This window comes from Telluria sp. Soil_C_11 (assembly GCF_057657395.1).
The window spans coordinates 445,551-471,769 of sequence record NZ_JBDGIN010000003.1 but is presented as its reverse complement, the minus strand read 5'-3'; the positions used below and the strand labels follow the sequence as shown (position 1 = coordinate 471,769).

The following is a 26,219-nucleotide window of genomic DNA, read 5'->3' as shown; positions in this document are numbered from 1 at the left end:
AGGCAAACATCGGCCATTATACTGGTTTGACGCAACGCGGAATACGTTCCCGGCCATTGCCCCAAAGCTTCGTTTAAGCCTGCGCAACGCTTAACCGCTACAATGTGCGTCTTTATGCATTGACCGATTCGCCATGACTGACAAGCGCCCGACGCTCACCCTCAAACCCAAGGCCAAGGCCGCCCGCCCTGGCGCCGCGCGTCCGGGCCAGAACACATCCGGCCCGGCGCGGCCGCCGGCAAAGGAAGGCCAGGGGAGAGCTGCGGGCCCGCGCGGCGCGGCGCCGCAAGGACGTCCGGCGGGCCGGCCGGAGCAGGGCGCACGCAGCCCGGCACCGGATGCCATCCCGCAGGCCAAGGCGCCCTCTGCCCTGAACGAGGCGCCGCGCGAAGCCGCGCGCCTGCGCCAGAGCCATGAAGTCCGGGTTCTGGTCCAGCTCGATTACCGCCCGGAGCTGAAGGGCGATTCGCTCGCCTTTGCCCTGCTCGGCGCGGCCAGCAGCCTGGCCCGTGTGTGGACCGGCACCGCGCTGCCGCAAGCCCTGCTTGAAGTGTTCCAGGCGTATGGCGCGGCGCCGCAGGCGCGCGGCGCGATCCAGGACATCGCCTACCGCGCGATGCGCCAGCTGGGCCGCAGCGAAACCCTGCTGGCCATGATGACCAGCAAATCACCGGAACCGCCGATGCTGGCCGGCCTGCTGTGCGCCGCGCTGGCCCTGCTCGATCCGCCGGAAGGATCGCCGCCGCCCTATGAAGCCTTCACCGTGGTCGACCAGGCGGTCGGCGCCGCCGCCGCGCATCCTGATTTCGCACACGCCAAGGCGATGGTGAACGCGGTGCTGCGCCGCTTCCTGCGCGAGAAGGACAGCCTGCTCGCCACCGCGCTGGCGCAGCCGCTGGCGCGCTGGAACTATCCGCAGTGGTGGATCGATGCGGTGCGCAGCAGCTACCCGCAGCAGTGGCAGGAGATCCTCCAGGCCGGCAACCGCCAGCCGCCGCTGACCCTGCGCGTCAACCTGCGCAAGACCAGCGTCGAGGCGTACATGCAGACGCTCGCCGCGGCCGGCATCGAGGCCAGCCGGGTCGGCCCCACCGCCCTGCGCCTGGCCCAGGCCATGAACGTGATGCAGATCCCCGGCTTCGAGGCCGGTCTGGTGTCGGTGCAGGACGCCGGCGCCCAGCTGGCCGCGCCGCTGCTCGACCTGCGCGACGGCATGCGCGTGCTGGACGCCTGCGCGGCGCCGGGCGGCAAGAGCGGCCACATCCTCGAGACCGCCGACGTCGACCTGACCGCGCTGGACGTCGACAGCCGCCGCCTGGCGCGGGTCGACCAGAACCTGCAGCGCCTGGGCCTGCAGGCGGCCGTGAAAACCGGCGCGGCCGAGCATGCCGACTGGTGGGATGGACGCCAGTACGACCGCATCCTGGCCGACGTGCCGTGCACCGCCTCGGGCATCGTGCGGCGCCATCCGGACATCCGTTGGTTGCGCCGCAAGAGCGATACCCACCAACTTGCAACACTTTCCACCAAAATACTCGACAACCTTTGGCAGATGCTGCGGCCCGATGGTAAATTGCTGTTCGTGACATGTTCGCTCTGGCCGCAGGAATCGGAAGCGCAGGCCGCCGCCTTCGCGGCGCGCCATGGTGCGGTCCGACTCGATGCGCCGGGCCAGCTTCTTCCAACGAGCGGTGCCGGGCAGGATCATGATGGTCTGTTCTATGCCCTGTTCCAGAAGGCCGGGGCGTGAGACTTCCCGATAACACGCTTTTTTAAGGTTCCGGCCCTAGTGACTGCCCGATTTTTCCGCCTCCTCGTCTGCCAGTTGCTGCTGGTTTTCGCATGCGCCAGCGCGCATGCGGCCGAGGGGATCGAGATCACCCGCGCCAGCATCGAGGCCTCCGACGACGGCTACCGCCTGGCCGCCAATTATTCCTTCGACCTGACCCCCGGCCTCGAGCAGGCCGTGATGCACGGCGTGCCCGTGTACTTCACCACCGAGATCGAGCTGACCCGCCCGCGCTGGTGGTGGACCGACGACAAGGCCGTGTCCAAGCGCCGCACCGTGCGCCTGCACTACGACCTCCTGACCCGCCAGTACACCGTGTTCGTGATGGGCAGCATCCAGCAGAGCTTCGCCACCCTCGACGATGCGCTGTTCCTGATCCGCCGCCCGAGCCGCTGGCTGATCGCGTCGCGGGGCGAGCTCAAACCCGGGGAAACCTATAACGTCACCCTGCGCATGTTCATGGACCGCGAATACCTGCAGAAGCCGCTCCAGGTGGATGCCTTCAACAATTCCGACCTGCGCCTGGCGTCCCACAAAAAGACCTTCACCTACCGGGCGGAGTAAGCCGTGACCCAGGTCCTGCGCTACGCACTCGTGATCGGCAGCGCGATCGGCTCGATCCTGCTGTTCGTGCTCGCCTCGGCGTCCGACAACTCGGGCTTCTTCGACCGTAACTATTCCTGGCTGCTGGGGCTGAACGCCGCGGTCGCCGGCGCCTTGCTGATCCTCGTGATCGTCGCCCTGACGCGCCTGTATGCGCGCCACAAGGCCGGCAAGTTCGGCTCGCGCCTGATGACCCGCCTGATGCTGATGTTCGCCGGCATCGGCATCCTGCCCGGGCTGGTGATCTTCATGGTCTCGGTGCAGTTCGTGTCGCACTCGATCGACTCCTGGTTCGACGTCAAGATCGAGGCCGCGCTCGATTCCGGCCTGAACCTGGGCCGGGCGGCGCTCGACGAATCGCTGTCCGAACTGGGTGCGACCGCCAGCACCGCCGCGACCACGCTGGCCGGGCAGGACCCGGTCAGCGCGCGCGTCACCCTGACCCGCCTGGTGAGCGAAGAGACCGGGATGCAGAGCGCCTTGCTGCTGTCGGCCGAGGGCCACGTGCTGGCCTCGGCGGCCGGCGATCCGCAGGTCGACCTGGCGCCGGACCTGCCGACGCCGCAGATGCTCAAGCGCGCCGGCATGCCGGGCGGCTATGCGCAATCCGAAGGCAGCGCCGAGCGCGAGTTCCGCGACTTCCAGGGCGCCAGCGCGCCCAGCGGCCTGGACATGGCGACCGGCCTGCGCCAGCGCGTGGTGGTGGCGGTGCCCGAGCCGCCCGGCACGGCGCCGCGCTACCTGCAGCTGATGCAGGCGGTGCCGGTCAACCTGGCCTCCAACGCCCAGGTGCTGCAGGACGCCTACAGCACCTACCAGAACCGCGCCTTCGCCCGCACCGGGCTGCGCAAGATGTACATCGAGACCCTGACGCTGACCCTGCTGCTGGCGATCTTCTCGGCCATCGGCAGCGCCTTCCTCATCGCCGGCAACCTGGCGCAGCCGCTGCTGGTGCTGGCCGAGGGCACGCGCGCGGTGGCCGAGGGCGACCTGTCGCCGCGCCCGATCGTCGAGACCAACGACGAACTCGGCACGCTGACCCAGTCCTTCAACGCCATGACCGGCCAGCTGTTCGAAGCCCGCTCGGCCGTCGAGCGCAACCGCTCCGCGCTGGAAAGCGCCAAGGCCCACCTGGAGTCGGTGCTGGCCAATATGTCGGCCGGCGTGATCGTGATGGATGCCGACGGCGTGGTGGTGAATTCGAACGACGCCGTGCACCGCATCCTGCAGATCGACGCCAGCGCGCTGGCCGGCCGGCCGCTGGACGACATCGAAGGGCTGGAAGCATTCGCCAGCGCCGTCACGCGCGCCTTCTCGGCCCAGAGCGCGCAGTCGGCCGCCGGCCGCGGACGCCGCCACGGCGACCAGCGCGCCCACTGGCAGCAGCAGATCGAAGTGCCGCGCCGTCCCGGCAGCAGCGACGACCACGACCTGACCCTGCTGGCGCGCGGCTCGCGCCTGCCGGTGGGCGCGGGCAGCGGCTTCATCGTGGTGTTCGACGATATTTCCGACGTGATCTCGGCCCAGCGCTCGGTGGCCTGGGGCGAAGTCGCGCGGCGCCTGGCGCACGAGATCAAGAACCCGCTGACGCCGATCCAGCTGTCGGCCGAGCGCCTGCAGATGAAGCTGTCGGACAGCCTGGATCCGCAGAGCGCCGCGTTGCTGAAGAAGGGCACCGACACCATCGTCAACCAGGTCGACGCCATGAAGCGCATGGTCGACGACTTCCGCGACTACGCCAAGGCGCCGCCGGCGGTGCTCGAGCCGCTCGACCTGAACGACCTCATCGGGCAGATCCTGAACCTCTACCTGGCTGAGGACGAGTCCGACGTCATCCACGCCGCATTGGCGCCGAACCTGCCGCGCGTGATGGGCGACCCCACCCAGTTGCGCCAGGTGATCCACAACCTGCTGCAGAACGCCCAGGACGCGCTGGCCGACGCCCCGCCGAAGGACGAGCCGCCGCGCGTCGACGTGGTCACCGAGGCCATTCACTACGAAGGCGCGGACGGCGGCGCCGGCACCGCGGTGCGCCTGGCGATCGTCGACAACGGCCCCGGCTTCGCACCGAAAATCCTGTCGCGCGCCTTCGAACCCTACGTCACGTCGAAGGCCCGCGGGACCGGCCTGGGCCTGCCGATGGTCAAGAAGATCGTCGACGAACACGGCGGACGTATTGACGTTGCCAACCGCGCGGATGGATCTGGCGCTTCGGTATCGATTTTGCTGTTAAAGTTAGCTCCCGAGGCGAACTTGGCCGAAGTGTAAATCGCGCATAGAATCTGGGCTGTGAGGGTCAGACAGGAAGGCAAGACAAGATGGCGAACATACTCGTAGTGGACGATGAAATGGGGATCCGCGAGCTGCTCTCGGAAATCCTTGGCGACGAGGGCCACGTGGTGCAGTTGGCCGAGAACGCACAGCAAGCCAGGGTCGCACGCCAGCAGGGCGCGCCCGACCTGGTCCTGCTCGACATCTGGATGCCGGATACCGACGGCGTCACGCTGCTGAAGGAATGGCAGCGCGACGGCTTGCTGAGCATGCCCGTGATCATGATGTCGGGCCATGCCACCATCGACACCGCGGTCGAGGCGACCCGCATCGGCGCCCTGAACTTCCTCGAAAAACCGATTGCCCTGCAAAAGCTGCTGAAGGCGGTGCAGCAGGGCCTGACCCGCGCACAGGAAGTGGCGCGCGCGCCGGCCATCGCGCCGCGCCCGGCCGTCGCCAGCGTCCCCGCGCCGGAGCCGAGCATGCCCAGCGCCCCGATGTACGCGCCCCAGCCGCCGCAGAACGGCGCGATCGGCATCGCCCGCCCGGCCAGCAACGGCGAAGCCCATGCGCATGGCTACACGCTGTCCTTCGACCTGCCGCTGCGCGAGGCGCGCGACGCCTTCGAGCGCATGTATTTCGAACACCACCTGGGCCGCGAAGGCGGCTCCATGACCCGCGTTGCCGAAAAGACCGGCCTGGAACGCACCCACCTGTACCGCAAGCTCAAGCAGCTCGGCGTCGAGCCGGGCAAACTGGGCAAGAAAAACGCCGGCGTATGACGGCGCTGCCCGCAGGCCGCGTGACCACGACGCTGGTCACAGGCCCCTCGGCGGGCGGACGCGAGCAGGCCATCCACGACCAGCTGAAGTTGTCAGATTTGCACCAATCTGGTGCAAAAACGGCGGTCATCCTGGAAGGCCTCGCGCCCGGCAATTCCGCTCTGGACACTCTTCCTGAACAGGTCCTGTTCGCGCGCATTGCCCCCGGTTGCCTGTGCTGCGCCGGCAACCTGGTTTTGCGTGTAACATTGAATCGCATGCTGCGCCAGCGCCCCGAGCGCCTCTTCATCGGCGTCGCCCGCAGCGAGCATCTTGATCAGTTGCGATCGTGGCTGCAGGCCGAGCCATACGATCAGCTGCTAAGGCTGACAGCCGACCTGATCTCATAGCGCATAGGAGCGCACCTACAACGCCTCAGGCGTTTCCGGCTACTTGAAATCGGTTGCGACAGCCCCACCTCAGCATTGAAGTGGATTTCATCATTGGCTGCCCGCCGCCGGGCACCAAGCTTCGCCAATCTGATCGAGTGAAGGAGTCATCATGAACATGATCTATAACAGCGAGCAGTACAGCGTCGTCGAGTTTGGCGTCGATCACAACCTCGAAGCGCTGCGCTTCGGCGGCTACGAGATCGTCGACAAATCCGGGCGCCGCGAAGCGTTCATCGGCGGCAAACTGGCTCAGGCATTCAGGCGTGACGTGAACAACCTGATCGCAAGCGAGCCGACGATGGAAGAGATCGACGAGTTCCTGGGGTCTTACGATACCTTGATGAGCCAGCCGGTCGTCCTGCACTGAACCGCATCCTCCGGGCCTGTCGTCTTCTCCAAGACCGGCCCGGCACCCATCCCATGGTAAGCTTGGCCCATGTGTCAATTACTTGCCATGAATTGCAATGTCCCCACTGACATTGTCTTCAGCTTCACCGGATTCGCCCACCGCGGCGGCCGCACCGATACCCACCATGACGGCTGGGGCATTGCCTTCTTCGAGGGCGCCGGGGTTCGCCATTTCGTCGACCACCAGGCCGCCATCGCCTCCCCGATCGCCGAACTGATCAAGCAGTACCCGATCAAGTCGCTCAACGTCATCGCCCATATCCGCAAGGCCACGCAAGGCCAGGTCGCGCTGGAGAACTGCCATCCCTTCGTGCGCGAACTGTGGGGACGCTACTGGGTGTTCGCCCACAACGGCGACCTGAAGGATTTCAATCCCACCCTCGACGGCCCGTTCCGCCCGGTCGGCAACACCGACAGCGAGCGCGCCTTCTGCTTCCTGCTGCAGGAACTGCGCGCCCGCTTCGGCGACCGCGCGCCCGCCATGCCGGCCCTGCGCGCGGCGATCCGCGACCTGGTGCACGTGATCGCGCGCCACGGCACCTTCAACATGATGCTGTCCGACGGTACGGCGATGTTCGCGCATTGCTCGACCAAGCTGTGCTACGTGGTGCGCCAGTACCCCTTCGACAAGGCCTGCCTGGCCGACGAAGACCTGTCCGTCGATTTTTCCCAGGTCACCACGCCGAACGACCGCGTCGCCATCATCGTCACCACGCCGCTGACGACCAACGAAACCTGGACCGAATTCGCGCCGGGGGAACTGAAAGTCTTCGTCGACGGATTACCGCAGCCGGAATGACGATTCTGTGATCGGAATGGCACGTTTTTCTATGGAAATTAATGCCTAAAAGCCACTAAGCGGGCGGAATGGGGTAAAGTAGGCCGAACTACAAGCTGCCGAAGAGTCCGAGATGACCGATACCCAGAGACAGGACCACGCCGACCATCCCTTGCGGGTGCGCGACTTTTACCTGGGCCGCCAGCCCGTGCTGGACCGCAACCAGGCGTTGTTCGGCTACGAGCTGCTGTTCCGCAGCACGCCGCTCGGACAGGCAGACATCGGGCAGGGCGACGGCGCGACCGGCGAGGCGGCGCCGATGCCCGGCCTGAGCGCCACCGCCGCCGTGATCGCCCATGCCGCCCAGCTCGGCTTGGCGCGCGCGATCGGCGACGCCCACTGCTTCCTGAACGTCGACACCGACGTGCTGGCCAGCGACATCTACGCCTTCCTGCCGCGCGAGCGCACCGTGCTCGAACTGGCGGCATCGGTGATGCCGACCGAGGCCGTGCTGGCGCGCCTGGCCGAACTGGCCGGCCATGGCTTCCAGTTCGCGCTGGACGGCGTCGGCAGCGGCAGTGCCGGAGACACGGCGCGCCTGCAGAAGCTGCTGCCGCTGGCGCGCTTCGTCAAGCTCGACCTGCGCCGGACGTCGCAGCCGGCGCTGGCCGCCCTGGTGGCGCGCCTGCACGGCATGCAGAAAACCGTGGTGGCAAACAAGGTCGAGACCCGCGAGGAATACCAGGCCTGCCTCGACCTCGGCATCGACTACTTCCAGGGCTATTATTTCGCCCGTCCCTCGGTGCTGGGCGGACGCAAGCTCTCGCCTTCGCAGATGGCGCTGCTGGAGCTGATGAAGCTGGTCACTTCGGACGTCGACAACGCCGACATCGAACGCGCCGTGAAGCGCGACGTCACCGTGGCGATGAACCTGCTGCGCCTGGTGAACACGCCGGCCGTGGGCGCATGCCAGCGCATCGATTCGCTGTCCCAGGCCCTGCTGGTGCTGGGGCGGCGCCAGCTGCAGCGCTGGCTGCAGATCATGCTGTACGCCGAACCGGGCACGCGCGGCCACAACCAGACCCCGCTGCTGATGCTGGCCACGACCCGCGGCCGCCTGATGGAACTGCTGGCCCAGCGCCTGCGGCCGGGCCAGCGCTACCTGTCCGAGATCGCCTTCACGGTCGGCATCATGTCGCTGATGGACGTCCTGTTCGGCATCCCGATGGCCGACATCGTCGAACAGATCCCGGTCAGCGAAGAAATCGCCAACGCGCTGCTGCGCCGCGGCGGCTTCTTCGGCGAGCTGCTCAAGCTGGCCGAATGCATCGAACAGCCGGACAGCCAGGAAGAGGGCGCGCTGCCGGCGCTGCGCGGACTGGCGATGTCGGGCGACGACATGGTGGAGCTCGAGATGTCCGCCTTCCAGTGGAGCGACAGCGTCGTCCGATACGCGATCTGAGTGAGGAGGCGGGCATGTCTTCTGTCTTGTTGAGTGTGCATAACCTGGTCAAGACGTACGGGACACGCCGCGCCGTCGACGGCGTCTCGTTCCGCGTGCTGGCCGGCCAGACCGTCGGCCTGCTGGGGCCGAACGGCGCCGGCAAGTCGACCACCGTCGGCATGCTGTGCGGCCTGATCACGCCGGATGCCGGCGACATCTTCCTGGCCGGCGAGCGCGTCGGGCCGGGCGCCGTTTCCGTCAAGCGCAGGATCGGCGTGGTGCCGCAGGAGCTGGCGCTGTACGACGACCTGTCCGCGCTCGAGAACCTGCGCCTGTTCGGGGCGCTATACGGCCTGCGCGGCAAGGTGCTGCTTGAGCGCATCGATACCGTGCTGGGCCAGGTGAACCTGCGCGACCGGGCGCGCGACAAGCCGGCCACCTTTTCCGGCGGGATGAAGCGCCGCCTGAACATCGCCGCGGCCCTGATGCACGACCCGCAGCTCCTGATCCTGGACGAGCCGACCGTCGGCGTCGATCCGCAGAGCCGCAACGCCATCTTCGACACCCTGGAGGCCCTGCAGGCCCAGGGCAAGTCCCTGATCTACACCAGCCACTACATGGAAGAAGTGGAGCGCCTGGCCGACCACATCGTCATCGTCGACCACGGCAAGGTGCTGGCCGACGAGAGCCCGGCCTCGCTGCACAGCCGCCTGGCGGCCCAGGCCGCGCTGCGGGTCGAACTGGCCGAGCCGGCCCATGCGAGCCTGCTGGATGGCCTGCGCAGCCAGCGCGGCGTCACCTCGCTCAGCGCGGAGGGCGGCGCCATCGACATCGGCCTGGCGCAGGCCGCCGATGCCTTGCCCGTGATGGGCTGGCTGCAGCAGGCCGGTTGCCGGCCGCTGCACTTCGCCACCGCCCGCACCAGCCTGGAAGACATCTTCCTGTCCCTGACCGGACGCTCCCTGCGCGACTGACATGACCGCCTTCCTTGCCCTCATCAGGAAAGACCTGATCCTGTTCCTGTCCGACCGCCGCGCCCTCGCCATCAGCCTGGCGCTGCCGATCGTGATCGCGGCCTTCTTCGGCTCCCTGTTCGGCGGCGGCAGCAAGGGCAGCGCGATCGAGGTCGCGCTGGTGCAGCAGGACAGCAGCGAGGTCGGCGCGAAGATCGCCGCCGGCCTGAAAAACGATCCGAACCTGCGCATCGCCCCGATGACCATGGCGGCCGCGGAAGCCGCGGTGCGCAAGGGCGAGAAGAAGGTGGCGATCGTGCTGCCGGCAGGCTTCGGCGAAGCGGCCGGCGCGGCCCTGTTCGGCAACCGCGAGAAGCCGGCCATCCCCCTGCTGTACGACCCCTCGCAGCCGGCCGTGCTGGCGATGGTGAAGGGGATGCTGACCCAGCAGGTGATGTCGGTGGTGAGCGCCGAGATGTTCGGCGGGAAGATGGGCCAGGAACTCACCGAGCGCAGCCTGCGGCAACTCGACGAGAAGGCGAAGACGGACCCGGACAGCAAGGCGCTGCGCGAGATGCTGGCCAGCGTGCAGAAGTACCAGGCGCTGCCGCAGAAGTCCGATGCGCAGGGCGGGCAAGGCGCGAAGGGCCTGAGCATGCCCTTCACCACGCAGGACAGGCAGCTGGTGAACGGCATGGCGGAGCAGGGCTACAACGCCTATGCGCACGCCTTCGCCGGCATGGGCGTGCAGTTCATCCTGTTCATGGGCATCGACATGGGCATCGGCATCCTGCTGGCCCAGCGCAGCGGGGTCTGGAACCGCCTGCTGGCCGCGCCGGTGGGCCTGGCCCAGGTGCTGCTGGCGCGCGCCGCGTCCGGCGCCATCATCGCCTTTTCGCTGCTGTGTACCGTGTTCGCGGTGGCGGTGTTCGGCTTCGGCGTGCATATCGCCAGCCTGGCGGGCTTCGTCGGTTTGGCGCTGTGCTTCGGCGTGCTGACGGCCAGCCTGGGCCTGGTCATCGCCGCCTTCGGCAAGACCCCGGAAGCGGCGCGCCGCATCGCGATGTTCGTGGTCCTGGTCATGGTGATGCTGGGCGGCGCCTGGATGCCGTCCTTCCTGTTCCCGGAATGGATGCAGAAGCTGACGGTGGCGGTGCCGACCCGCTGGGCGATCGACGGCCTGGACGCCATCACCTGGCGCGGCATGGATGCGCTGGCGGCGGTGCCGGCGATGGGGGCGCAGCTGGGGTTTGCCTTGCTGTTTACCCTGCTGGCCATGTGGAAGTTCAAGCGGGCATAACGTCGGGCCCGCGCCTCTAACAGTCGTCCCCGCGCCTCTAAAACGTCGTCCCCGCGCCTCTAAAACGTCGTCCCCGCGCCTCTAAAACGTCGTCCCCGCGAAGGCGGGGATCCAAGGTCTGCGTGAGCTATCGATACGCGAACAAACTTGGATCCCCGCCTGCGCGGGGACGACGGGGAAGAGGCGCGGGCGACGGGGAAGAGGCGCGGGCGACGGGGATGAGGCGCGGGCGACGGGGAAGAGGCGCTGGCGACGGGGAAGAGGCGGAGGCGACGGTCTTACAGGTTCGGCGCCAGATAGCGCTCGAGCTCCTCTTTCGGCAAACCACGGCGCGCAACCATGTCGTCCAGCTGGTCCTGCCCGATCTTCCCGACCACGAAGTACTTCGATTCCGGGTGCGAGAAGTAGAAGCCCGACACCGCCGCGCCCGGGTACATCGCGAACGATTCCGTCAGCTGCATGCCGATCTCCCCGGCCTGCAGGGTCTCGAACAGCTCGGCCTTCACCGTGTGCTCGGGGCAGGCCGGGTAGCCCGGCGCCGGGCGGATGCCCACGTACGCTTCCTTGATCAGCTGCTCGTTGGTCAGGGCCTCGAGCGGTTCGTAGCCCCACAGGTCGGTGCGCACGCGCTCGTGCATGTACTCGGCAAAGGCTTCGGCCAGGCGGTCGGCCAGGGCCTTCACCATGATCGACGAGTAGTCGTCGCCTTCAAGCTCGAAGCGCTTCTCGATCTTTTCGGCGCCGATGCCGGCCGTCACCGCGAACATGCCGATGTAGTCGGCCACGCCGGACGATTTCGGCGCGATGAAGTCGGACAGGCACTGGTTCGGGCGCTGCACGCTGTCGACCACCGGCTTCACGCCCTGCTGGCGCAGGCCGTACCAGGTGAAGGCGACTTCGCTGCGGGTGTCGTCCGTATAGATCTCGATGTCGTCGTCGTTGACGGAGTTGGCCGGCAGCAGGGCGATGGCGCCATTTGCTTGCAGCCAGCGCCCGTCGATGATCTTCTTCAGCATCGCCTGGCCTTCCTCGAACACCTTGCTGGCGGCTTCGCCCACCACCTCGTCGGTGAGGATGGCGGGGTAGGGGCCGGCCAGGTCCCAGGTCTGGAAGAAGGGACCCCAGTCGATGTAGCGCGCAATGGTGGCCAGGTCGACGTTCTTGAAGACGCGGCGGCCGATGAACTTCGGCTTCACGGGCGCGTAGTCCAGCTTCGCCTTGTTGGCGCGCGCCTGTTCCAGGCTCACCATCGGCAGCGCCTTCTTGTTGGCGTGCTGCTCGCGGATGCGTTCGTAGTCGCCGGCCAGTTCGGCCACGTAGGCGTCGCGGGTATCGGCGCTGACCAGGGCCTGGCCGACCGACACCGAGCGCGAGGCGTCCGGCACGTACACGACCGGGCCTTCGTAGTGCGGCGCGATCTTGACGGCCGTGTGGGCGCGGCTGGTGGTGGCGCCGCCGATCAGCAGCGGGATCTGGCGCTCGCGGAAGTAGGGGTCGCGCTGCATCTCGCGCGCCACGTAGGCCATCTCTTCCAGCGACGGGGTGATCAGGCCGGACAGGCCGATGATGTCCGCGTTCTCTTCCTTGGCCTTGGCCAGGATCTCGGCGGCGGGCACCATCACGCCCATGTTGACGATCTCGAAGTTATTGCACTGCAGGACCACGGAGACGATGTTCTTGCCGATGTCGTGCACGTCGCCCTTCACGGTCGCGATCACCATCTTGCCCTTCGGTTTCGCGACGATGCCGGTGCGGCGTTCCTCTTCCGCCTTTTCGGCTTCGATGAAGGGGATCAGGTGGGCCACGGCCTGCTTCATCACGCGCGCCGATTTCACCACCTGCGGCAGGAACATCTTGCCCTGGCCGAACAGGTCGCCGACGATGTTCATGCCGTCCATCAGCGGGCCTTCGATTACCTGGATCGGACGGCCGCCGGCGGCGTCGATCTTCTGGCGCGCTTCTTCGGTGTCTTCGACGATCCACTGCGTGATGCCGTGCACCAGCGCGTGCGACAGGCGCTGCTCGACCGCGGCATTGCGCCACTCCAGGTTCGCTTCCTGCCTGTTGCCGCCGGCTTTTAAAGTGCCGGCGAATTCGATCATGCGCTCGGTGGCGTCCTTGCGGCGGTTCAGCACCACGTCCTCGACGCGTTCGCGCAGTTCCGGCGCCAGGTCGTCGTACACGCCGATCATGCCGGCGTTGACGATACCCATGGTCATGCCGGCCTTGATCGCGTGGTACAGGAACACGGTGTGGATGGCTTCGCGCGCCGGATCGTTGCCGCGGAAGGAGAAGGACACGTTCGACACGCCGCCCGACACCTTCGCGTGCGGCAGGTTCTCGCGGATCCAGCGCGTGGCGTTGATGAAGTCGACGGCGTAGTTGTCGTGCTCCTCGATGCCGGTGGCGATCGCGAAGATGTTCGGGTCGAAGATGATGTCTTCCGGCGGGAAGCCGACCTTCTGCGTCAGCACGTCGTAGGCGCGCTTGCAGATCTCGATCTTGCGCTCGAAGGTGTCGGCCTGGCCCTGCTCGTCGAAGGCCATCACGATCACCGCGGCGCCGTAGCGGCGGCACAGCTTGGCCTGGCGCAGGAATTCCTCTTCGCCTTCCTTCATCGAGATCGAGTTGACGATGGCCTTGCCCTGCACGCACTTCAGGCCGGCCTCGATCACGCTCCACTTCGAGGAGTCGATCATGATCGGCACGCGCGAGATGTCCGGTTCGGATGCGATCAGGTTCAGGAAGCGCGTCATGGCCGCCTGCGAATCGAGCATCGCCTCGTCCATGTTGATGTCGATGACCTGGGCGCCGTTCTCGACCTGCTGGCGCGCCACCGACAGCGCCTCGTCGAACTGCTCGTTCAGGATCATGCGCGCGAAGGCCTTCGAGCCGGTCACGTTGGTGCGCTCGCCGACGTTCACGAACAGCGAGGAATCGTCGACGGTGAACGGCTCCAGGCCCGACAGGCGCAGCGCGGTCGGCACTTCCGGCACGGCGCGCGGCGTGGCCTTCGCCATCACGTCGGCGATGGCCTTGATGTGTTCCGGCGTGGTGCCGCAGCAGCCGCCGGCCACGTTGATGAAGCCCGCTTCGGCAAACTCCTTCAGCAGGTTCGAGGTATCGGCCGGCAGTTCGTCGAAGCCGGTGTCGCTCATCGGGTTGGGCAGGCCGGCGTTCGGGTAGATGCACACGAAGGTGTCGGCGATGGTCGACAGCTCCTGCGCGTACGGGCGCATCAGGGCCGCGCCCAGCGCGCAGTTCAGGCCGATGGTCAGCGGCTTCGCATGGCGCACCGAATTCCAGAAGGCGGGCACGGTCTGGCCGGACAGGATGCGGCCCGAGGCGTCGGTGACGGTCCCGGAAATCATCAGCGGCAGGCGCGGCGTGTCGGGATGCTCGTCGAAGTACTGGTCGATCGCGAATAGGGCGGCCTTGCAGTTCAGGGTGTCGAAGATGGTCTCGACCAGCAGCAGGTCGACGCCGCCGTCGACCAGGCCGCGCAGCTGTTCGTAATACGAGGCGACCAGCTGGTCGAACGTGACGTTGCGCGCCGCCGGGTCGTTCACGTCGGGCGAGATCGAGGCGGTCTTCGGGGTCGGGCCGAGGGCGCCCGCGGCGAAGCGCGGCTTGTCCGGGGTCGAATACTTGGCGCAGGCGGCGCGCGCCAGTTTGGCGGCCTCCACGTTCATCTCGTAGACCAGGTGCGCCATGTGGTAGTCGTCCTGGGCGATGCCGGTCGCGCCAAAGGTATTCGTTTCGATCAGGTCGGCGCCGGCCGCGAGGTAGCGCTCGTGGATCTCCTGGATGATCTGCGGCTGGGTCAGGTTCAGCAGTTCGTTGTTGCCCTTGACGAAGAGCTCACGGGCCCCGCTGCCTTCCGGCGCGCTGAAGTCCTTGAAGCGCTCGCCGCGGTAAGCCTGCTCGTCGAGTTTGTATTGCTGGATGATCGTGCCCATCGCGCCATCGAGGATCATGATGCGGCGCGCGAGAATCTCGCGGAGCTGGGCGTCGACGGGAGAGGTGGCGAGGGCGGCGGTGGTCATCGTTGGTCTTTCCAGGGCGGATCTACTGAGGGGGATCTGAAATTATACCTTCACTAGCAGAGTTAGTCCGGATGTCAAGCCGCACTGCATCAAAATGCACCGAAGCAGTGCGAAATCATCGCCAGCGTAAAGACGTTTGTAACGTTATGTATCAAAAGCCACATTGTTACAGTGCGATACAAAATGAGGCTAATTAGCAATTTCCCGGATACATACAGAGACGACAATTAATTCCATGGAGCCGCCGCTGGCGCGGCCCACCTCCAAATCGAACGGAATGTGCGGACCCGTCGTCCGCCGCCTCAATGGGAAGAATTGCAATGAACAAAGAATATGTGCCTGAATGGGATCAGCCGGCAACCCGCACCGAAGAAAGCACCGTGAACAAGAACGCCGTGAGCGGCGTGAAGCAGATCGTGACGATCCGCCTGGACGTCGACATGCTGGAGTGGTTCAAGTCGGCAGGCCCGGGTTACCAGACCCGCATCAACCAGGTCCTGCGCGAGTATATGGAAGCGAATCGTGTGCGTGCTCAGGGCGAGCAGCACTAAGCGAAAAAGGGGGCAATGTCGCCCCCTTCGTTGTTTACTCGAACGACACGCCGTCGAACGAAAATCCCTTCAGGAATTCCCCTGCCGCCAGGCGCTTGCCGCCCGGCTTCTGCAGTTCCGTCAGGCGCAGCGCGCCTTCTCCGCAAGCCACCACGATTCCCTGAGCGTCCGCCGACAGGACCTGGCCGGGCCGGCCCCTGGCGTCGACCGCCTGCGCATTCCAGATCTTGACGGTGACGCCGCCCGCCTGCGCATGCGCGCCGGGGAAGGGATTGAATGCCCGCACCTTGCGCGCCAGCTCGGCGGCGGGGCGCTGCAGGTCCAGCTTCGCCTCGTCCTTGCTGATCTTGGCGGCATAGGTGATGCCTGCTTCCGGCTGCGGCTCGGCGTGCAATCCGCCCGCCGCCATGCGGTTCAGGGCAGCGACGATCATGCGGCCGCCCAGGTCCGCCAGCTTGTCGTGCAGCGAGCCGGTGGTGTCCGTGTCCAGGATGGGCAAGCGCTCCATCGACAGCATCGGGCCGGTATCCAGGCCTTCTTCCATCTGCATGATGGTCACGCCGGTCTCGGCATCGCCCGCTTCGATCGCACGGTGGATCGGCGCGGCGCCGCGCCAGCGCGGCAGCAGGGAGCCGTGGATATTGATGCAGGGCTTGATGTCGAGGGTGGAGCGCGGCAGGATCAGGCCATAGGCCGCCACCACCATCACGTCATAGTCGGTGGCCAGCAGGCGCTGGTGGGCGGCGTTCGCCTCTTCGGCGCGCTGCGGATCTTTGCTATCCATGCGTAAGGAAAGCGGCTGCAGCACCTCGATGCCATGCGCCAGCGCCACCTGCTTGACCGCGGACGCCTGCAGCTGCATGCCGCGCCCGGCCGGGCGGTCCGGCTGGGTCAGCACCAGCGGAATCTCGAAGCCGGCCCCGATCAGGGCGCGCAGTGCCACGGCGGCAAACTCCGGGGTGCCGGCGAACACGACCTTCATGCGCGCCGCCATCAACGACGGCCGGCGGCCTTGGGTCCGCTGTTTTGCTGGGCGCGCTCTTCCTTCTGCAGCTTGGTCTTGATGCGGTTGCGCTTGAGCGGCGACAGGTATTCCACGAAGACCTTGCCCATCAAGTGATCCATTTCGTGCTGGATGCAAACCGCCAGCAAGCCTTCGCATTCCATCTCGAACGGCTTGTTGTACTGGTCGACGGCCTTGACCTTGACGCGCGCCGGGCGCTCGACGCCGTCGTAGATGCCGGGCACCGACAGGCAACCCTCGTCGTAGACCTGCTTTTCCGGGCTGGACCAGGTGATTTCCGGGTTGACGAACACGATCAGCTCATCGTGGGTCTCGGTCACGTCGATCACGATCACGCGCTCGTGCACGTCGACCTGGGTGGCGGCCAGGCCCACGCCCGGGGCGTCATACATGGTCTCGGCCATGTCCTCGACCAGTTTGTGCAGGCGCGCGTCGAATTCGGTGACCGGCTTGGCCACCTTGTGCAGGCGCGGGTCGGGATAGCGGAGGATGTTCAGTAAAGCCATGGCTGTCTATTTATATTCTGTCAGTGATGCGTAGATGGGGAGTCCGCCGTGCCTTTGCAAGTCGTGTTATTGTTGCCGTACGGACATAAAAGCAACATGCCGCGCTCGCAGCAGGACGCGCTTGTCTTGCTAGTTCAAGGATTTGTGGGCAGAATTTGATTCAGTTCGGCAACCCTTCAGTACAGCAACCTTTTGGATGCGGCGTGCAGTCAGGGAGTCGTTTGCTGTTTCGCGCCATGCAGGCCGATGTGTTTTATGCCGCACTTTACGGACTCTTTGATGAAAAATTTTAGCACAGGCGTCGCCCGACCGCTCGCGGGGCATCTCGCCACGGCAGCCCTGGCCGCCGCCATGTTCGCCGCTCCCGCCCAGGCCGCGCCCGCCGCCGCTGGCCCGCATTGCAGCTTCCGCCCGAACGCGCCCGACCAGCACCGTGTCGTCAAGGGCGACACCCTGTGGGATATTTCCGGCACTTTCCTCGAGCATCCCTGGTGCTGGCCGCAAGTCTGGGGCATGAACCGCGACGAGATCCGCAATCCGCACTGGATCTACCCGGGCCAGATCATTTATTTCGACCGCGCCCACGGCCGCCTGACGCTGGTGAAGCCCGGAACCAGTGATGCCGAGGCCGGCCTGCCGCCGGTGACCAGGTTGGCGCCCCAGGTCCGCACCGAGGCGCTGGGCGCCGATGCCGTGCCCTCGATCCCGTCGAGCGTGATCGAACCTTTCCTGACCCAGCCGCTGGTGGTCGAGCCGCACGAGCTGGACGCGGCCCCGCGCATCGCCGCCACGCCGGAAACCCGGGTCTACCTGGCCGAAGACGACCGCATCTATGTGCGCGGTCCGCTGAACGGCGCCACCAGCTTCCAGGTCTTCCGTCCGGGCAAGAAGCTGGTCGACCCCGACACCGGCAAGGTCATCGCCCACGAAGCCGCCTATGTCGGCGCCGCCAAACTAGTGGCGGAAGCGAAGCCGGGCGTGGACGTGCACACCTTCACGGTCACCCGCTCGGTGCAGGAAATGGGCGTCGGCGACCGCCTGCTGCCCACGCCGCCCATGCCCTTGCGGAACTACGTGCCGCATGCGCCGGCCACGCCGGTGACGGCGCGCGTCATGTCGATGGCCACCGAATCGAATTACGCCGCGCAGAGCCAGGTCGTGACTGTCAACCGGGGCGCGCTTGACGGACTCGATGTCGGCTCCGTCCTGCAGCTCTATCATCTCGGGAAGACGATCCAGGACCCGGGCGGCAGCAAAGGCTTCCTCGGCTTCGGCAAGTCGACGATACGGATGCCGGACGAGCAGTATGGCGAACTGTTCATTTTCCGGGTGTTCGGCCATGTTTCGTATGGACTGGTCATGCAAGTGACGTTGCCGGTGCAGATCGGCGACGTGGCGAAATCACCGGAGTAAATCTGCCGTGCAGGACACGGACCCCCACCCCAAAGCGGCCGCTGCAGTCAATCCAGCGGCCGCTGTGTTTCTGGAGGCGCCATGGAAATGCCCATGAGCGCCGGCCGCCTGGCGGCCTGGCTGCGCCTGGAACGCACGGGCGGCATCGGGCCGCGTACCGGCCTCAAGCTGCTGGAGGCCTTCGGCGGTGTCGACGCCATCTTCGCGGCCGGCGCCGAGGCGCTGGCCGCCCACCTGGGTCCGGCCCAGGCGCGTGCCCTGCGCGCGCCGCCGTCGGGCGAGCTGGAACGGCTGCTCGACGCCACCTTGCGCTGGCGCGAACAGCCGGGCCACCATGTGCTGGCGCTGGGCGAGCCCGGCTATCCGGAACTGCTGGCGCAAGTTCCCGATCCGCCGCTGCTGCTCTATATAAAAGGACGTGTGGAATTGCTGGCATCGCCCATGCTGGCGATGGTCGGCAGCCGCAATGCCAGCGCCCAGGGCAGGGCGAATGCGCTGGCGTTCGCGGAAAGCCTGTCCGGCGCCGGCCTGTGCATCGTGTCCGGCCTGGCGCTGGGCATCGATGCGGCGGCCCACGAAGGCGCGCTGAAGGGCTGCGGCTCGACCGTCGCCGTGGTCGGCACCGGGCCCGACCTGGTCTACCCGGCGCGCAACCGCTTTCTTTCCGAGCGCATCGCCCTTGACGGCTGCATCGTCAGCGAATACCCGGTCGGCACGCCTCCGCTGCCCGGCAATTTCCCGAAGCGCAACCGGATCATCAGCGGACTGGCGGCCGGCGTGCTGGTGGTCGAGGCGGCGGTCCATTCCGGCTCGCTGATCACGGCGCGCCAGGCGGCCGAGCAGGGCAGGGACGTGTTCGCGATTCCCGGCTCGATCCACGCCACGCTGGCCAAGGGTTGCCACATCCTGATCCGCGAAGGCGCCAAGCTGGTGGATACGGCGGCCGACGTGCAGGAAGCGATGGCGCTGTCGCCGCTGGCGCGCCGGCCCGCTCACGCACGCGCATGCGCGCAAGCGGAGTGCGGCGGCGAGCCGACCGGGGCCAAGGCCGGCGCCCTCCCGGCCGGCGCCGAAACCCTGCTGGCCGCGCTCGGCCACGACCCGGTCGAGCCCGATTCTTTACTGGCCACGCTGGGCATCGGCCCGGCATTATTGAGCAGCCAATTGCTCGCGCTGGAGCTCGCTGGAATGCTGGAACGGCAGCCTGGTGGCAGGGTGCAAAGAGTGGTGAAGTGAGTAGAGAAGCGAATAAGGCCGATAAACAACGGTGATGTTTCTGGACGGCAGTCGACCTTGTAACGCACTTGTGCCGGGGCGAACTTAGCTGCTACAGTAGCGTCACCATGTTCGACATCCTAGTCTATCTTTACGAGACGTACTACCGTCCCGATGCCTGCCCCGAGCCGGAAGCGCTTGCCCGCAAGCTGTCCGCCGTCGGTTTCGACGATGTCGAAATTTCCGAAGCGTTGGACTGGTTGAACGGCCTCACCGAAATGGCCGGCACCACCAATCCCGCCCTGGAATCCAGCGGCACCCGTTTTTATGTATCGCAAGAAGTCGACACCCTCGGCACCGCTGCCATCGGCTTCATCCAGTTCCTCGAACTGGCCGGCCTGCTCACCGCCTCGCAGCGCGAGATCGTCATCGAACGCGCGCTGGCGCTGGACGAGTCGCCGGTCACGCTGGGCAAGCTCAAAATCATCATCCTCATGCTGCTGTGGAGCCAGGGCAAGGAGCCGGATGCGCTCATGTTCGACGACCTCTTCGGCGCTGACGAAGACGAAGACGCCGAACCGCGTCTGCTGCACTAACACACTGAGATTTCACAATCGTCATGACGAAAACGGGGCTGCGGCCCCGTTTTTTCTTGCAATAAAGCAAGATGCGGCGTATTTTCCCTCTGCGTACCGCTGGCATTGTGTACTTGCGGAGTGCGCGTCAACCCGCTTATCATTTGCCGCAAATCGCCAATTGTTACCAACAAGCTATCAACGGACAGGCATCCCGGGGAAGGGATCGTGATCCGTGCGGCCGCCGTCATGTATGATGCGCGAGCCGCGACTATCGAACACACAGAGAAACCATATGACCAAAGCCCTCATCATTGCCGAGAAACCCTCCGTGGCGAACGACATCGCCAAGGCGCTCGGCGGCTTTACCAAGCACGATGAGTATTTCGAATCCGACGAATACGTCCTGTCGTCCGCCGTCGGCCACCTGCTCGAGATCGCGGTGCCGGAGGAGTACGACGTCAAGCGCGGCAAGTGGAGCTTCACCCACCTGCCGATGATCCCGCCGTACTTCGCGCTGAACCCGATCGCCAAGACCGAATCGCGCCTCAAGGTGCTGAACAAGCTGATCAAGCGCAAGGACGTCACCACCCTGATCAACGCATGCGACGCGGGCCGCGAAGGGGAGCTGATCTTCCGCCTGATCGCCCAGAACGCCAAGGCCAAGCAGTCGGTCAAGCGCCTGTGGCTGCAGTCGATGACGCCGAACGCGATCCGCGACGGCTTCGCCCACCTGCGCAGCGACGAAGAGATGATGCCGCTGGCCGACGCCGCGCGCTGCCGCTCGGAAGCGGACTGGCTGATCGGCATCAACGGCACCCGCGCCATGACCGCCTTCAACTCGAAGGAGGGCGGCTTCTTCCTGACCACCGTCGGCCGCGTGCAGACCCCGACCCTGTCGATCGTGGTCGAGCGCGAAGAGAAGATCCGCAAGTTCGTGCCACGCGACTACTGGGAAGTGCGCGCCGAGTTCGTCTGCGCCGCCGGCGTCTACGAAGGGCGCTGGCTGGATACGAAATTCAAGAAGGACGAGAACGATCCGGAAAAGCGTGCGGAACGCCTGTGGAGCAAGGCCGCCGCCGAATCCATCGTCGTGGCCTGCCACGGCAAGCAGGGTGTCGTCACCGAGGAATCGAAGCCGACCACCTCGATGGCCCCGGCCCTGTTCGACCTGACCTCGCTGCAGCGCGAAGCCAACGGCCGCTTCGGCTTCTCGGCCAAGAACACCCTGGGCCTGGCCCAGGCGCTGTACGAAAAGCACAAGGTGCTGACCTATCCGCGTACCGATTCGCGCGCGCTGCCGGAAGACTACATCGGCACCGTCAAGCAGACCCTCGAAGTGCTGAAGGGGAATGCGAACTACCACCAGTTCGCCAAGCAGATCCTCGACAAGGGCTGGGTCAAGCCGAACAAGCGCATCTTCGACAACAGCAAGATCTCGGACCACTTCGCGATCATCCCGACCGGCGTCGTGCCGAAGAACCTGTCCGAGCCGGAACAGAAACTGTACGACCTGGTCACGCGCCGCTTCATGGCCGTGTTCTTCCCGGCCGCCGAGTTCCTCGTCACGACCCGCTACACCGAAGTCTCGGGCCACCAGTTCAAGACCGAAGGCAAGGTCATGACCAACCCCGGCTGGCTGGCCGTGTACGGCAAGGAAGCCGCTGGCGACGACAAGGATGGCGCGACCCTGGTGCCGGTCGCCAAGGGCGAGAAAGTGCTGGCCGACAAGGTCACGCCGAACGGCCTGGTGACGAAACCGCCCGCACGCTACAACGAAGCGACCTTGCTGTCGGCGATGGAAGGCGCGGGCAAGCTGGTCGATTCCGACGAGCTGCGCGACGCCATGGCCGGCAAGGGCCTCGGCACGCCGGCGACGCGCGCCGCCATCATCGAGGGCCTGCTGACCGAGAAATACCTGCTGCGCGAAGGCCGCGACCTGATCCCGACCGCGAAGGCATTCCAGCTGATGACCCTGCTGCGCGGCCTGGGCGTGAACGAGCTGACCGCGCCGGAACTGACCGGCGAGTGGGAATACAAGTTGTCGCAGATGGAGAAGGGCCAGATTTCGCGTGAAGAGTTCATGCGCGAGATCGCACAGATGACCCAGATCATCGTCAAGCGCGCCAAGGAATACGACAACGACACGATCCCGGGCGAGTACGCCACCCTGAAGACGCCGTGCCCGAACTGCGGCGGCGTGGTCAAGGAAAACTACCGCCGCTTCGCCTGCACCAAGTGCGATTTCTCGATGAGCAAGGTGCCGGGCGGCCGCCAGTTCGAGATCGAGGAAGTCGAGGAACTCCTGCAGAAGCGCACCATCGGCCCGCTGCAGGGCTTCCGCTCGAAGATGGGACGTCCGTTCGCGGCGATCCTGCGCATCGTGCGAGACGAGGACATCCACAACTACAAGCTGGAGTTCGACTTCGGCCAGGACCAGGACGAGGGCGAGGAAGGCGAGGGCGTCGACTTCACCGGCCAGACCCCGCTTGGCCCCTGCCCGAAGTGCAACGGCGGCGTCTACGAGATGGGCCTGGCCTATGTGTGCGAACACCAGGTCGCCAAGCCCAAGACCTGCGACTTCCGCAGCGGCCGCATCATCCTGCAGCAGGAGATCCTGCCGGACCAGATGGCCAAGCTGCTGAACGAAGGCAAGACCGACCTGCTGCCGGGCTTCGTCTCGCAGCGTACGCGCCGTCCGTTCAAGGCTTACCTGGTGCGCGGCAAGGATGGCAAGATCAGCTTCGAGTTCGAGGAGCGCAAGGCCAAGCCGGGCGCAAAGGGCAAGGCCGGCGCCGACGAGGGCGGGGACGAGGGCGGCACGGCGGTAGCGACCAAGCCGGCCGCCAAGGCCGCCGCCAGGAAGCCTGCCGCCAAGGCAGCGGCGGCGAAGAAACCTGCGGCCAAGGCGGTCGCGGCCAGGAAGCCGGCGGCCAAGCGCGCCACGGCGGCCAAGAAGGCGGCGGGCGAGTAAGCCTGCTGTTTCCCATGAAAAACGCGGGCATGACCCGCGTTTTTTTATCTGGAGCCGCCCGAAGGCAGGGCCGGCTATTCCCAGACGCTCCGCAATGCCGACAGCAGTACCGCCACTCCGAGCACCGTTGCCATGCCGCTCATCCACAGGTCGGGCTCCTGGGGCGGCGCAGGCGGTGCCGGGTTGCCTGGCGCCAGCGTCGTGCTGCGGCCAGTGGTGTGGGCTGCCAGGCTTGCGTCCTGGGGCAACTTGCCGAAGGGCGAAGCCAGCAGCATGGCGTTGCTGATGCGCGGTTCCGGCGCTGGCATCCTTGCCAGCGCTTGCTGCCGTGCGCGCAGGTGCGCGGCCACCTGCGCTTTCACGATTTGACGATGATCCTCGAGCATGGTGTCAAACCATTTCCGGCGTGATCAGTAACTGCAGTCCGGTTTCGCCAAGGTCAGTGACTTGTTGGGCATTGAAATCGGTCCGATCGGCGTGGTTTCCTCCGTGAATTGCACTCCTTTATAATCGACGGCAATCAGGCATAGCTTCATCGCATTGCCCTGGCAGCTTGCATCGCCTTTTTGCGGCGACATTGTAATGGACCCGGTAATCTGGCCATTGCGTGGATCCAGCGTGGTGAATGTGCTGATATTCGAAAGGCTTTGGCCATTCGGCGCGCCTTGCGGTTTATTTCCCGCGGGGTTAAAACATTGGAAGGTAAATGTAGCTTCTGTCGCGGTCAGGGAATAAGTAATCGGTTGATTTCCCAATCCCACTTCCTTGAAGCTGACCGTGTAGTTACCGTCCCCGTCGAGGGAGGCGGTCGGCCCCTTGACGAAGTGCGGCGAATCTGCCGAGGCGGCGACTGCGACGAATGCCAGAGAAATCGCGATGGCGCGCGAAACTAGTTTTGAACTCATCATCCCTCCCCAGGTTTTCTAACGCCGTATTTACAGCGTGATGGCCAGTTTAGGCGGGTGCGGGAATTAATCAAGCGAAGAAAGCGGGGAAAACGTTTTCGTCGATGTTCCGTATTTAGTTAAATGTCGGGGAATCCCGGCATTTTATAGTCCATATTATTTTCTATTTTTTAATGGAGAATTGAATCGTATTGAACGGCCGAGAAACGGTTTGATAAGGCTAAATAAAAAACCGGAAAGTCATTTCAAGCGTTTAACGATACCTGCAGGTGAGACGGTGCAACGCTGCCATGAGGTTTTGTCGGGCGCTCCTGGTAACCGGAGCATTCACCGGTGCGCCGGCGCCAGGCCCGCCCGGCAAGGGCAGGCAGGACAGGGGCGGAGCTCCGGGGCGTACGAGTGTCTCAAAAATTTAACGAAAATGCGGTTGTGGTAAAAAAATCCGACAAAATCAGGTATATTTCCGTGCTGCAACTTCGCAAATCACTCAATTCCCACACACTGAAATGAGACTTTCCGACCTCAACATTGCGACCCGCCTGCGCCTCGGCTTCGGCGTGGTCGTTGCCCTCCTGATCGTGCTGGTGAGCCAGTCCTACTTCAACTTCGCCCGCCTGGGCAGCGCCAACCAGATGAACATCCACACCTACCAGGTGCTGGGCGAGGTCGATGCCGCCCTGATGGCCCTGGTGGACATCGAAACCGGCGAACGCGGCTTCGCCCTGACCGGCAAGGAGGCCTCGCTCGAGCCCTACAACGCCGGCAAGGACGCGTTCCGCCAGCACGTGGAGGCAGCCCGCAAGCTGACCGCGGACAACCCGCGCCAGCAGGATCGCCTGCAGCGCCTGGCAACCGAGCAGCAAAAGTGGCTCGACAGCGCCATCGATCCGACCATCAAGCTGCGCCGCGGCGCCCAGGATGCCGACATGGCCGCCGTCGTGGCCGCCGAGCAGGAGGGCAGGGGCAAGCAGGGCATGGATGCGATGCGCAAGCTGGTGGCCGACATCAAGAGCGAGGAATCCGGCCTGATGGGCGAGCGCGCCATGAACGCCGCCTCGCTGGCGACGACCATGTCGCGCACCCTGATCGGCGGCGGCATCATCGCCGTCGTGCTGGGCGCGGCGGTGGCGATCTGGCTGGCGCGTAACATCACGGCGCCGCTCGGCCATGCGGTCAACGTCGCCAAGCGCGTCGCCGAGGGCGACCTGACGGCAAGCGTGGAAGTGCGCTCGAAGGACGAGACCGGCCAGCTGATGGCAGCGCTGAAGGACATGAATACCTCGCTGCTGGACATCGTGACCCGCGTGCGCGCCGGCACCGACGCCATCGCCACCGCCTCGACCGAGATCAACGCCGGCAACCAGGACCTGTCCTCGCGCACCGAACAGCAGGCCAGTTCGCTGGAAGAGACCGCGTCGTCGATGGAAGAGCTGACCTCGACCGTGAAGCAGAACGCCGACAATGCGCGCCAGGCCAACCAGCTGGCGGCGATGGCCGCCGAGAACGCCGTGCGCGGCGGCGAAGTGGTGGCCCAGGTGGTCAGCACCATGGGCTCGATCAACGAGTCGGCGCGCCGCATCGCCGACATCATCGGCGTCATCGACGGTATCGCCTTCCAGACCAATATCCTGGCGCTGAACGCGGCGGTGGAAGCGGCGCGCGCCGGCGAACAGGGCCGCGGCTTCGCGGTCGTGGCCGGCGAGGTGCGCAACCTGGCCCAGCGTTCCGCCGCCGCCGCCAGGGAGATCAAGGGCCTGATCGGCGACTCCGTCGAGAAGGTCGAGACCGGCTCGCGCCTGGTCGACCAGGCCGGCGCCACGATGGAAGAGGTGGTCGGCAGCGTCAAGCGTGTCTCCGACATCATCGGCGAGATCGCCGCGGCCAGCGACGAGCAGCGCTCCGGCATCGAGCAGGTCAACCAGGCGATCGTCCAGATGGACCAGGTGACCCAGCAGAATGCCGCCCTGGTCGAACAGGCCGCTGCCGCCGCGGAAGCGATGCAGGACCAGGCGGCCGGCCTGGCCGGGCTGGTCGCTACCTTCCGTACCGGTCGGGATCCCGGTTTTCCGACGCGCCGCCAATTGGCACCGGGGTCAGAGTCCCCCCGCGTAAGCCGGACTCTGACCCCTCGGCCGCCGATCCCTCGGCCGAAGAGGGAGCCGGTGCCGGCCGGCGATGAGTGGGAAACCTTCTGACGGGAGCTTGACGCAAAGGAAACGTGCGGTACCTATGCCAATGTGGGTTCTACACT

The 26,219-nt window shown here is 65.8% G+C and carries 21 protein-coding genes; 16 read left to right on the top strand and 5 right to left on the bottom strand.

What is annotated here, in order from left to right:
• The first annotated feature begins 133 nt into the window (after positions 1-133).
• From rsmB to AC3A6M_RS07695, 10 genes are all read left to right on the top strand, one after another.
• Positions 134-1,750: a 16S rRNA (cytosine(967)-C(5))-methyltransferase RsmB gene (gene rsmB / locus AC3A6M_RS07740; protein WP_487852142.1), complete on the top strand. Its 1,617-nt coding sequence runs from the start codon at positions 134-136 to the stop codon at positions 1,748-1,750.
• 39 nt (positions 1,751-1,789) lie between these two features.
• Positions 1,790-2,353, top strand: coding sequence for a DUF4390 domain-containing protein (locus AC3A6M_RS07735; RefSeq protein WP_487852141.1), 564 nt, complete (start codon positions 1,790-1,792; stop codon positions 2,351-2,353).
• A gap of 3 nt (positions 2,354-2,356) precedes the next feature.
• Positions 2,357-4,660: a sensor histidine kinase gene (locus tag AC3A6M_RS07730; protein ID WP_487852140.1), complete on the top strand. Its 2,304-nt coding sequence runs from the start codon at positions 2,357-2,359 to the stop codon at positions 4,658-4,660.
• A gap of 50 nt (positions 4,661-4,710) precedes the next feature.
• Positions 4,711-5,445: a response regulator gene (locus AC3A6M_RS07725; RefSeq protein ID WP_487852139.1), complete on the top strand. Its 735-nt coding sequence runs from the start codon at positions 4,711-4,713 to the stop codon at positions 5,443-5,445.
• Positions 5,442-5,834, top strand: coding sequence for a GTPase (locus tag AC3A6M_RS07720; protein ID WP_487852138.1), 393 nt, complete (start codon positions 5,442-5,444; stop codon positions 5,832-5,834). Before AC3A6M_RS07725 ends, AC3A6M_RS07720 begins: the two co-directional genes overlap by 4 nt.
• Positions 5,835-5,985: 151 nt before the next feature.
• Positions 5,986-6,243, top strand: a complete 258-nt coding sequence (locus AC3A6M_RS07715) for a BTH_I0359 family protein (RefSeq protein WP_047827039.1) — start codon at positions 5,986-5,988, stop codon at positions 6,241-6,243.
• A gap of 69 nt (positions 6,244-6,312) precedes the next feature.
• Positions 6,313-7,083: a class II glutamine amidotransferase gene (locus AC3A6M_RS07710; RefSeq protein WP_487852137.1), complete on the top strand. Its 771-nt coding sequence runs from the start codon at positions 6,313-6,315 to the stop codon at positions 7,081-7,083.
• Positions 7,084-7,195: 112 nt separating this feature from the next.
• Complete coding sequence (locus AC3A6M_RS07705) at positions 7,196-8,524, top strand: EAL and HDOD domain-containing protein (RefSeq protein ID WP_487852136.1); 1,329 nt, start codon at positions 7,196-7,198, stop codon at positions 8,522-8,524.
• Between the two features lie 14 nt (positions 8,525-8,538).
• On the top strand, positions 8,539-9,480 hold the full coding sequence (locus tag AC3A6M_RS07700) for an ABC transporter ATP-binding protein (protein ID WP_487852135.1): 942 nt from the start codon (positions 8,539-8,541) through the stop codon (positions 9,478-9,480).
• 1 nt (position 9,481) lies between these two features.
• Positions 9,482-10,759: an ABC transporter permease gene (locus AC3A6M_RS07695; RefSeq protein ID WP_487852134.1), complete on the top strand. Its 1,278-nt coding sequence runs from the start codon at positions 9,482-9,484 to the stop codon at positions 10,757-10,759.
• A 278-nt stretch (positions 10,760-11,037) separates the two neighbouring features.
• Here the strand turns inward: AC3A6M_RS07695 and metH are convergent, their stop codons facing one another.
• Complete coding sequence (metH, locus tag AC3A6M_RS07690; RefSeq protein WP_487852133.1) at positions 11,038-14,805, bottom strand: methionine synthase; 3,768 nt, start codon at positions 14,803-14,805, stop codon at positions 11,038-11,040.
• Positions 14,806-15,125: 320 nt separating this feature from the next.
• On the opposite strand from metH, the gene AC3A6M_RS07685 reads away from it, so the two are divergent.
• Positions 15,126-15,356 (top strand): BrnA antitoxin family protein, encoded by a 231-nt coding sequence (locus AC3A6M_RS07685; RefSeq protein WP_052233632.1) that lies wholly within the window; start codon positions 15,126-15,128, stop codon positions 15,354-15,356.
• A gap of 34 nt (positions 15,357-15,390) precedes the next feature.
• Here the strand turns inward: AC3A6M_RS07685 and fmt are convergent, their stop codons facing one another.
• Together fmt and def are read right to left on the bottom strand one after the other, a co-directional pair.
• Positions 15,391-16,338: a methionyl-tRNA formyltransferase gene (gene fmt / locus AC3A6M_RS07680; protein ID WP_487852132.1), complete on the bottom strand. Its 948-nt coding sequence runs from the start codon at positions 16,336-16,338 to the stop codon at positions 15,391-15,393.
• Positions 16,339-16,349: 11 nt separating this feature from the next.
• A complete protein-coding gene (def, locus tag AC3A6M_RS07675; protein ID WP_487852131.1) occupies positions 16,350-16,886 on the bottom strand; it encodes a peptide deformylase in 537 nt (178 codons plus the stop codon).
• A gap of 279 nt (positions 16,887-17,165) precedes the next feature.
• Here def and AC3A6M_RS07670 point away from each other — a divergent pair, with 279 nt between their 5' ends.
• The 4 genes from AC3A6M_RS07670 (at position 17,166) to AC3A6M_RS07655 (ending at position 23,063) form a co-directional block, all read left to right on the top strand.
• The gene (locus AC3A6M_RS07670) at positions 17,166-18,299 is read left to right on the top strand and encodes a LysM peptidoglycan-binding domain-containing protein (protein ID WP_487852130.1); all 1,134 of its coding nucleotides are present in this window, start codon (positions 17,166-17,168) and stop codon (positions 18,297-18,299) included.
• Between the two features lie 81 nt (positions 18,300-18,380).
• On the top strand, positions 18,381-19,535 hold the full coding sequence (gene dprA / locus AC3A6M_RS07665) for a DNA-processing protein DprA (RefSeq protein WP_487852129.1): 1,155 nt from the start codon (positions 18,381-18,383) through the stop codon (positions 19,533-19,535).
• A 107-nt stretch (positions 19,536-19,642) separates the two neighbouring features.
• Positions 19,643-20,110, top strand: a complete 468-nt coding sequence (locus tag AC3A6M_RS07660) for a Smg family protein (protein WP_487852128.1) — start codon at positions 19,643-19,645, stop codon at positions 20,108-20,110.
• Between the two features lie 274 nt (positions 20,111-20,384).
• Entirely contained in the window at positions 20,385-23,063 is a 2,679-nt protein-coding gene (locus tag AC3A6M_RS07655) for a DNA topoisomerase III (RefSeq protein ID WP_487852127.1), read from the top strand.
• 74 nt (positions 23,064-23,137) lie between these two features.
• Here AC3A6M_RS07655 and AC3A6M_RS07650 read toward each other — a convergent pair whose 3' ends face one another.
• Both AC3A6M_RS07650 and AC3A6M_RS07645 read right to left on the bottom strand, forming a co-directional pair.
• Complete coding sequence (locus AC3A6M_RS07650) at positions 23,138-23,449, bottom strand: hypothetical protein (RefSeq protein WP_487852126.1); 312 nt, start codon at positions 23,447-23,449, stop codon at positions 23,138-23,140.
• Between the two features lie 24 nt (positions 23,450-23,473).
• Positions 23,474-23,968, bottom strand: a complete 495-nt coding sequence (locus tag AC3A6M_RS07645; RefSeq protein ID WP_487852125.1) for a hypothetical protein — start codon at positions 23,966-23,968, stop codon at positions 23,474-23,476.
• A gap of 506 nt (positions 23,969-24,474) precedes the next feature.
• On the opposite strand from AC3A6M_RS07645, the gene AC3A6M_RS07640 reads away from it, so the two are divergent.
• Positions 24,475-26,163: a methyl-accepting chemotaxis protein gene (locus AC3A6M_RS07640; RefSeq protein WP_487852124.1), complete on the top strand. Its 1,689-nt coding sequence runs from the start codon at positions 24,475-24,477 to the stop codon at positions 26,161-26,163.
• Positions 26,164-26,219 lie beyond the last annotated feature (56 nt).

Coding starts and splice junctions, on each gene's coding strand:
- rsmB (WP_487852142.1), top strand. CDS start 134: ATGACTGACAAGCGCCCGACGCTCACCCTCAAACCCAAGGCCAAGGCC.
- AC3A6M_RS07725 (WP_487852139.1), top strand. CDS start 4,711: ATGGCGAACATACTCGTAGTGGACGATGAAATGGGGATCCGCGAGCTG.
- AC3A6M_RS07720 (WP_487852138.1), top strand. CDS start 5,442: ATGACGGCGCTGCCCGCAGGCCGCGTGACCACGACGCTGGTCACAGGC.
- AC3A6M_RS07715 (WP_047827039.1), top strand. CDS start 5,986: ATGAACATGATCTATAACAGCGAGCAGTACAGCGTCGTCGAGTTTGGC.
- AC3A6M_RS07710 (WP_487852137.1), top strand. CDS start 6,313: ATGTGTCAATTACTTGCCATGAATTGCAATGTCCCCACTGACATTGTC.
- AC3A6M_RS07705 (WP_487852136.1), top strand. CDS start 7,196: ATGACCGATACCCAGAGACAGGACCACGCCGACCATCCCTTGCGGGTG.
- AC3A6M_RS07700 (WP_487852135.1), top strand. CDS start 8,539: ATGTCTTCTGTCTTGTTGAGTGTGCATAACCTGGTCAAGACGTACGGG.
- AC3A6M_RS07695 (WP_487852134.1), top strand. CDS start 9,482: ATGACCGCCTTCCTTGCCCTCATCAGGAAAGACCTGATCCTGTTCCTG.
- metH (WP_487852133.1), bottom strand. CDS start 14,805: ATGACCACCGCCGCCCTCGCCACCTCTCCCGTCGACGCCCAGCTCCGC.
- AC3A6M_RS07685 (WP_052233632.1), top strand. CDS start 15,126: ATGAACAAAGAATATGTGCCTGAATGGGATCAGCCGGCAACCCGCACC.
- fmt (WP_487852132.1), bottom strand. CDS start 16,338: ATGAAGGTCGTGTTCGCCGGCACCCCGGAGTTTGCCGCCGTGGCACTG.
- def (WP_487852131.1), bottom strand. CDS start 16,886: ATGGCTTTACTGAACATCCTCCGCTATCCCGACCCGCGCCTGCACAAG.
- AC3A6M_RS07670 (WP_487852130.1), top strand. CDS start 17,166: ATGAAAAATTTTAGCACAGGCGTCGCCCGACCGCTCGCGGGGCATCTC.
- dprA (WP_487852129.1), top strand. CDS start 18,381: ATGGAAATGCCCATGAGCGCCGGCCGCCTGGCGGCCTGGCTGCGCCTG.
- AC3A6M_RS07660 (WP_487852128.1), top strand. CDS start 19,643: ATGTTCGACATCCTAGTCTATCTTTACGAGACGTACTACCGTCCCGAT.
- AC3A6M_RS07655 (WP_487852127.1), top strand. CDS start 20,385: ATGACCAAAGCCCTCATCATTGCCGAGAAACCCTCCGTGGCGAACGAC.
- AC3A6M_RS07650 (WP_487852126.1), bottom strand. CDS start 23,449: ATGCTCGAGGATCATCGTCAAATCGTGAAAGCGCAGGTGGCCGCGCAC.
- AC3A6M_RS07645 (WP_487852125.1), bottom strand. CDS start 23,968: ATGAGTTCAAAACTAGTTTCGCGCGCCATCGCGATTTCTCTGGCATTC.
- AC3A6M_RS07640 (WP_487852124.1), top strand. CDS start 24,475: ATGAGACTTTCCGACCTCAACATTGCGACCCGCCTGCGCCTCGGCTTC.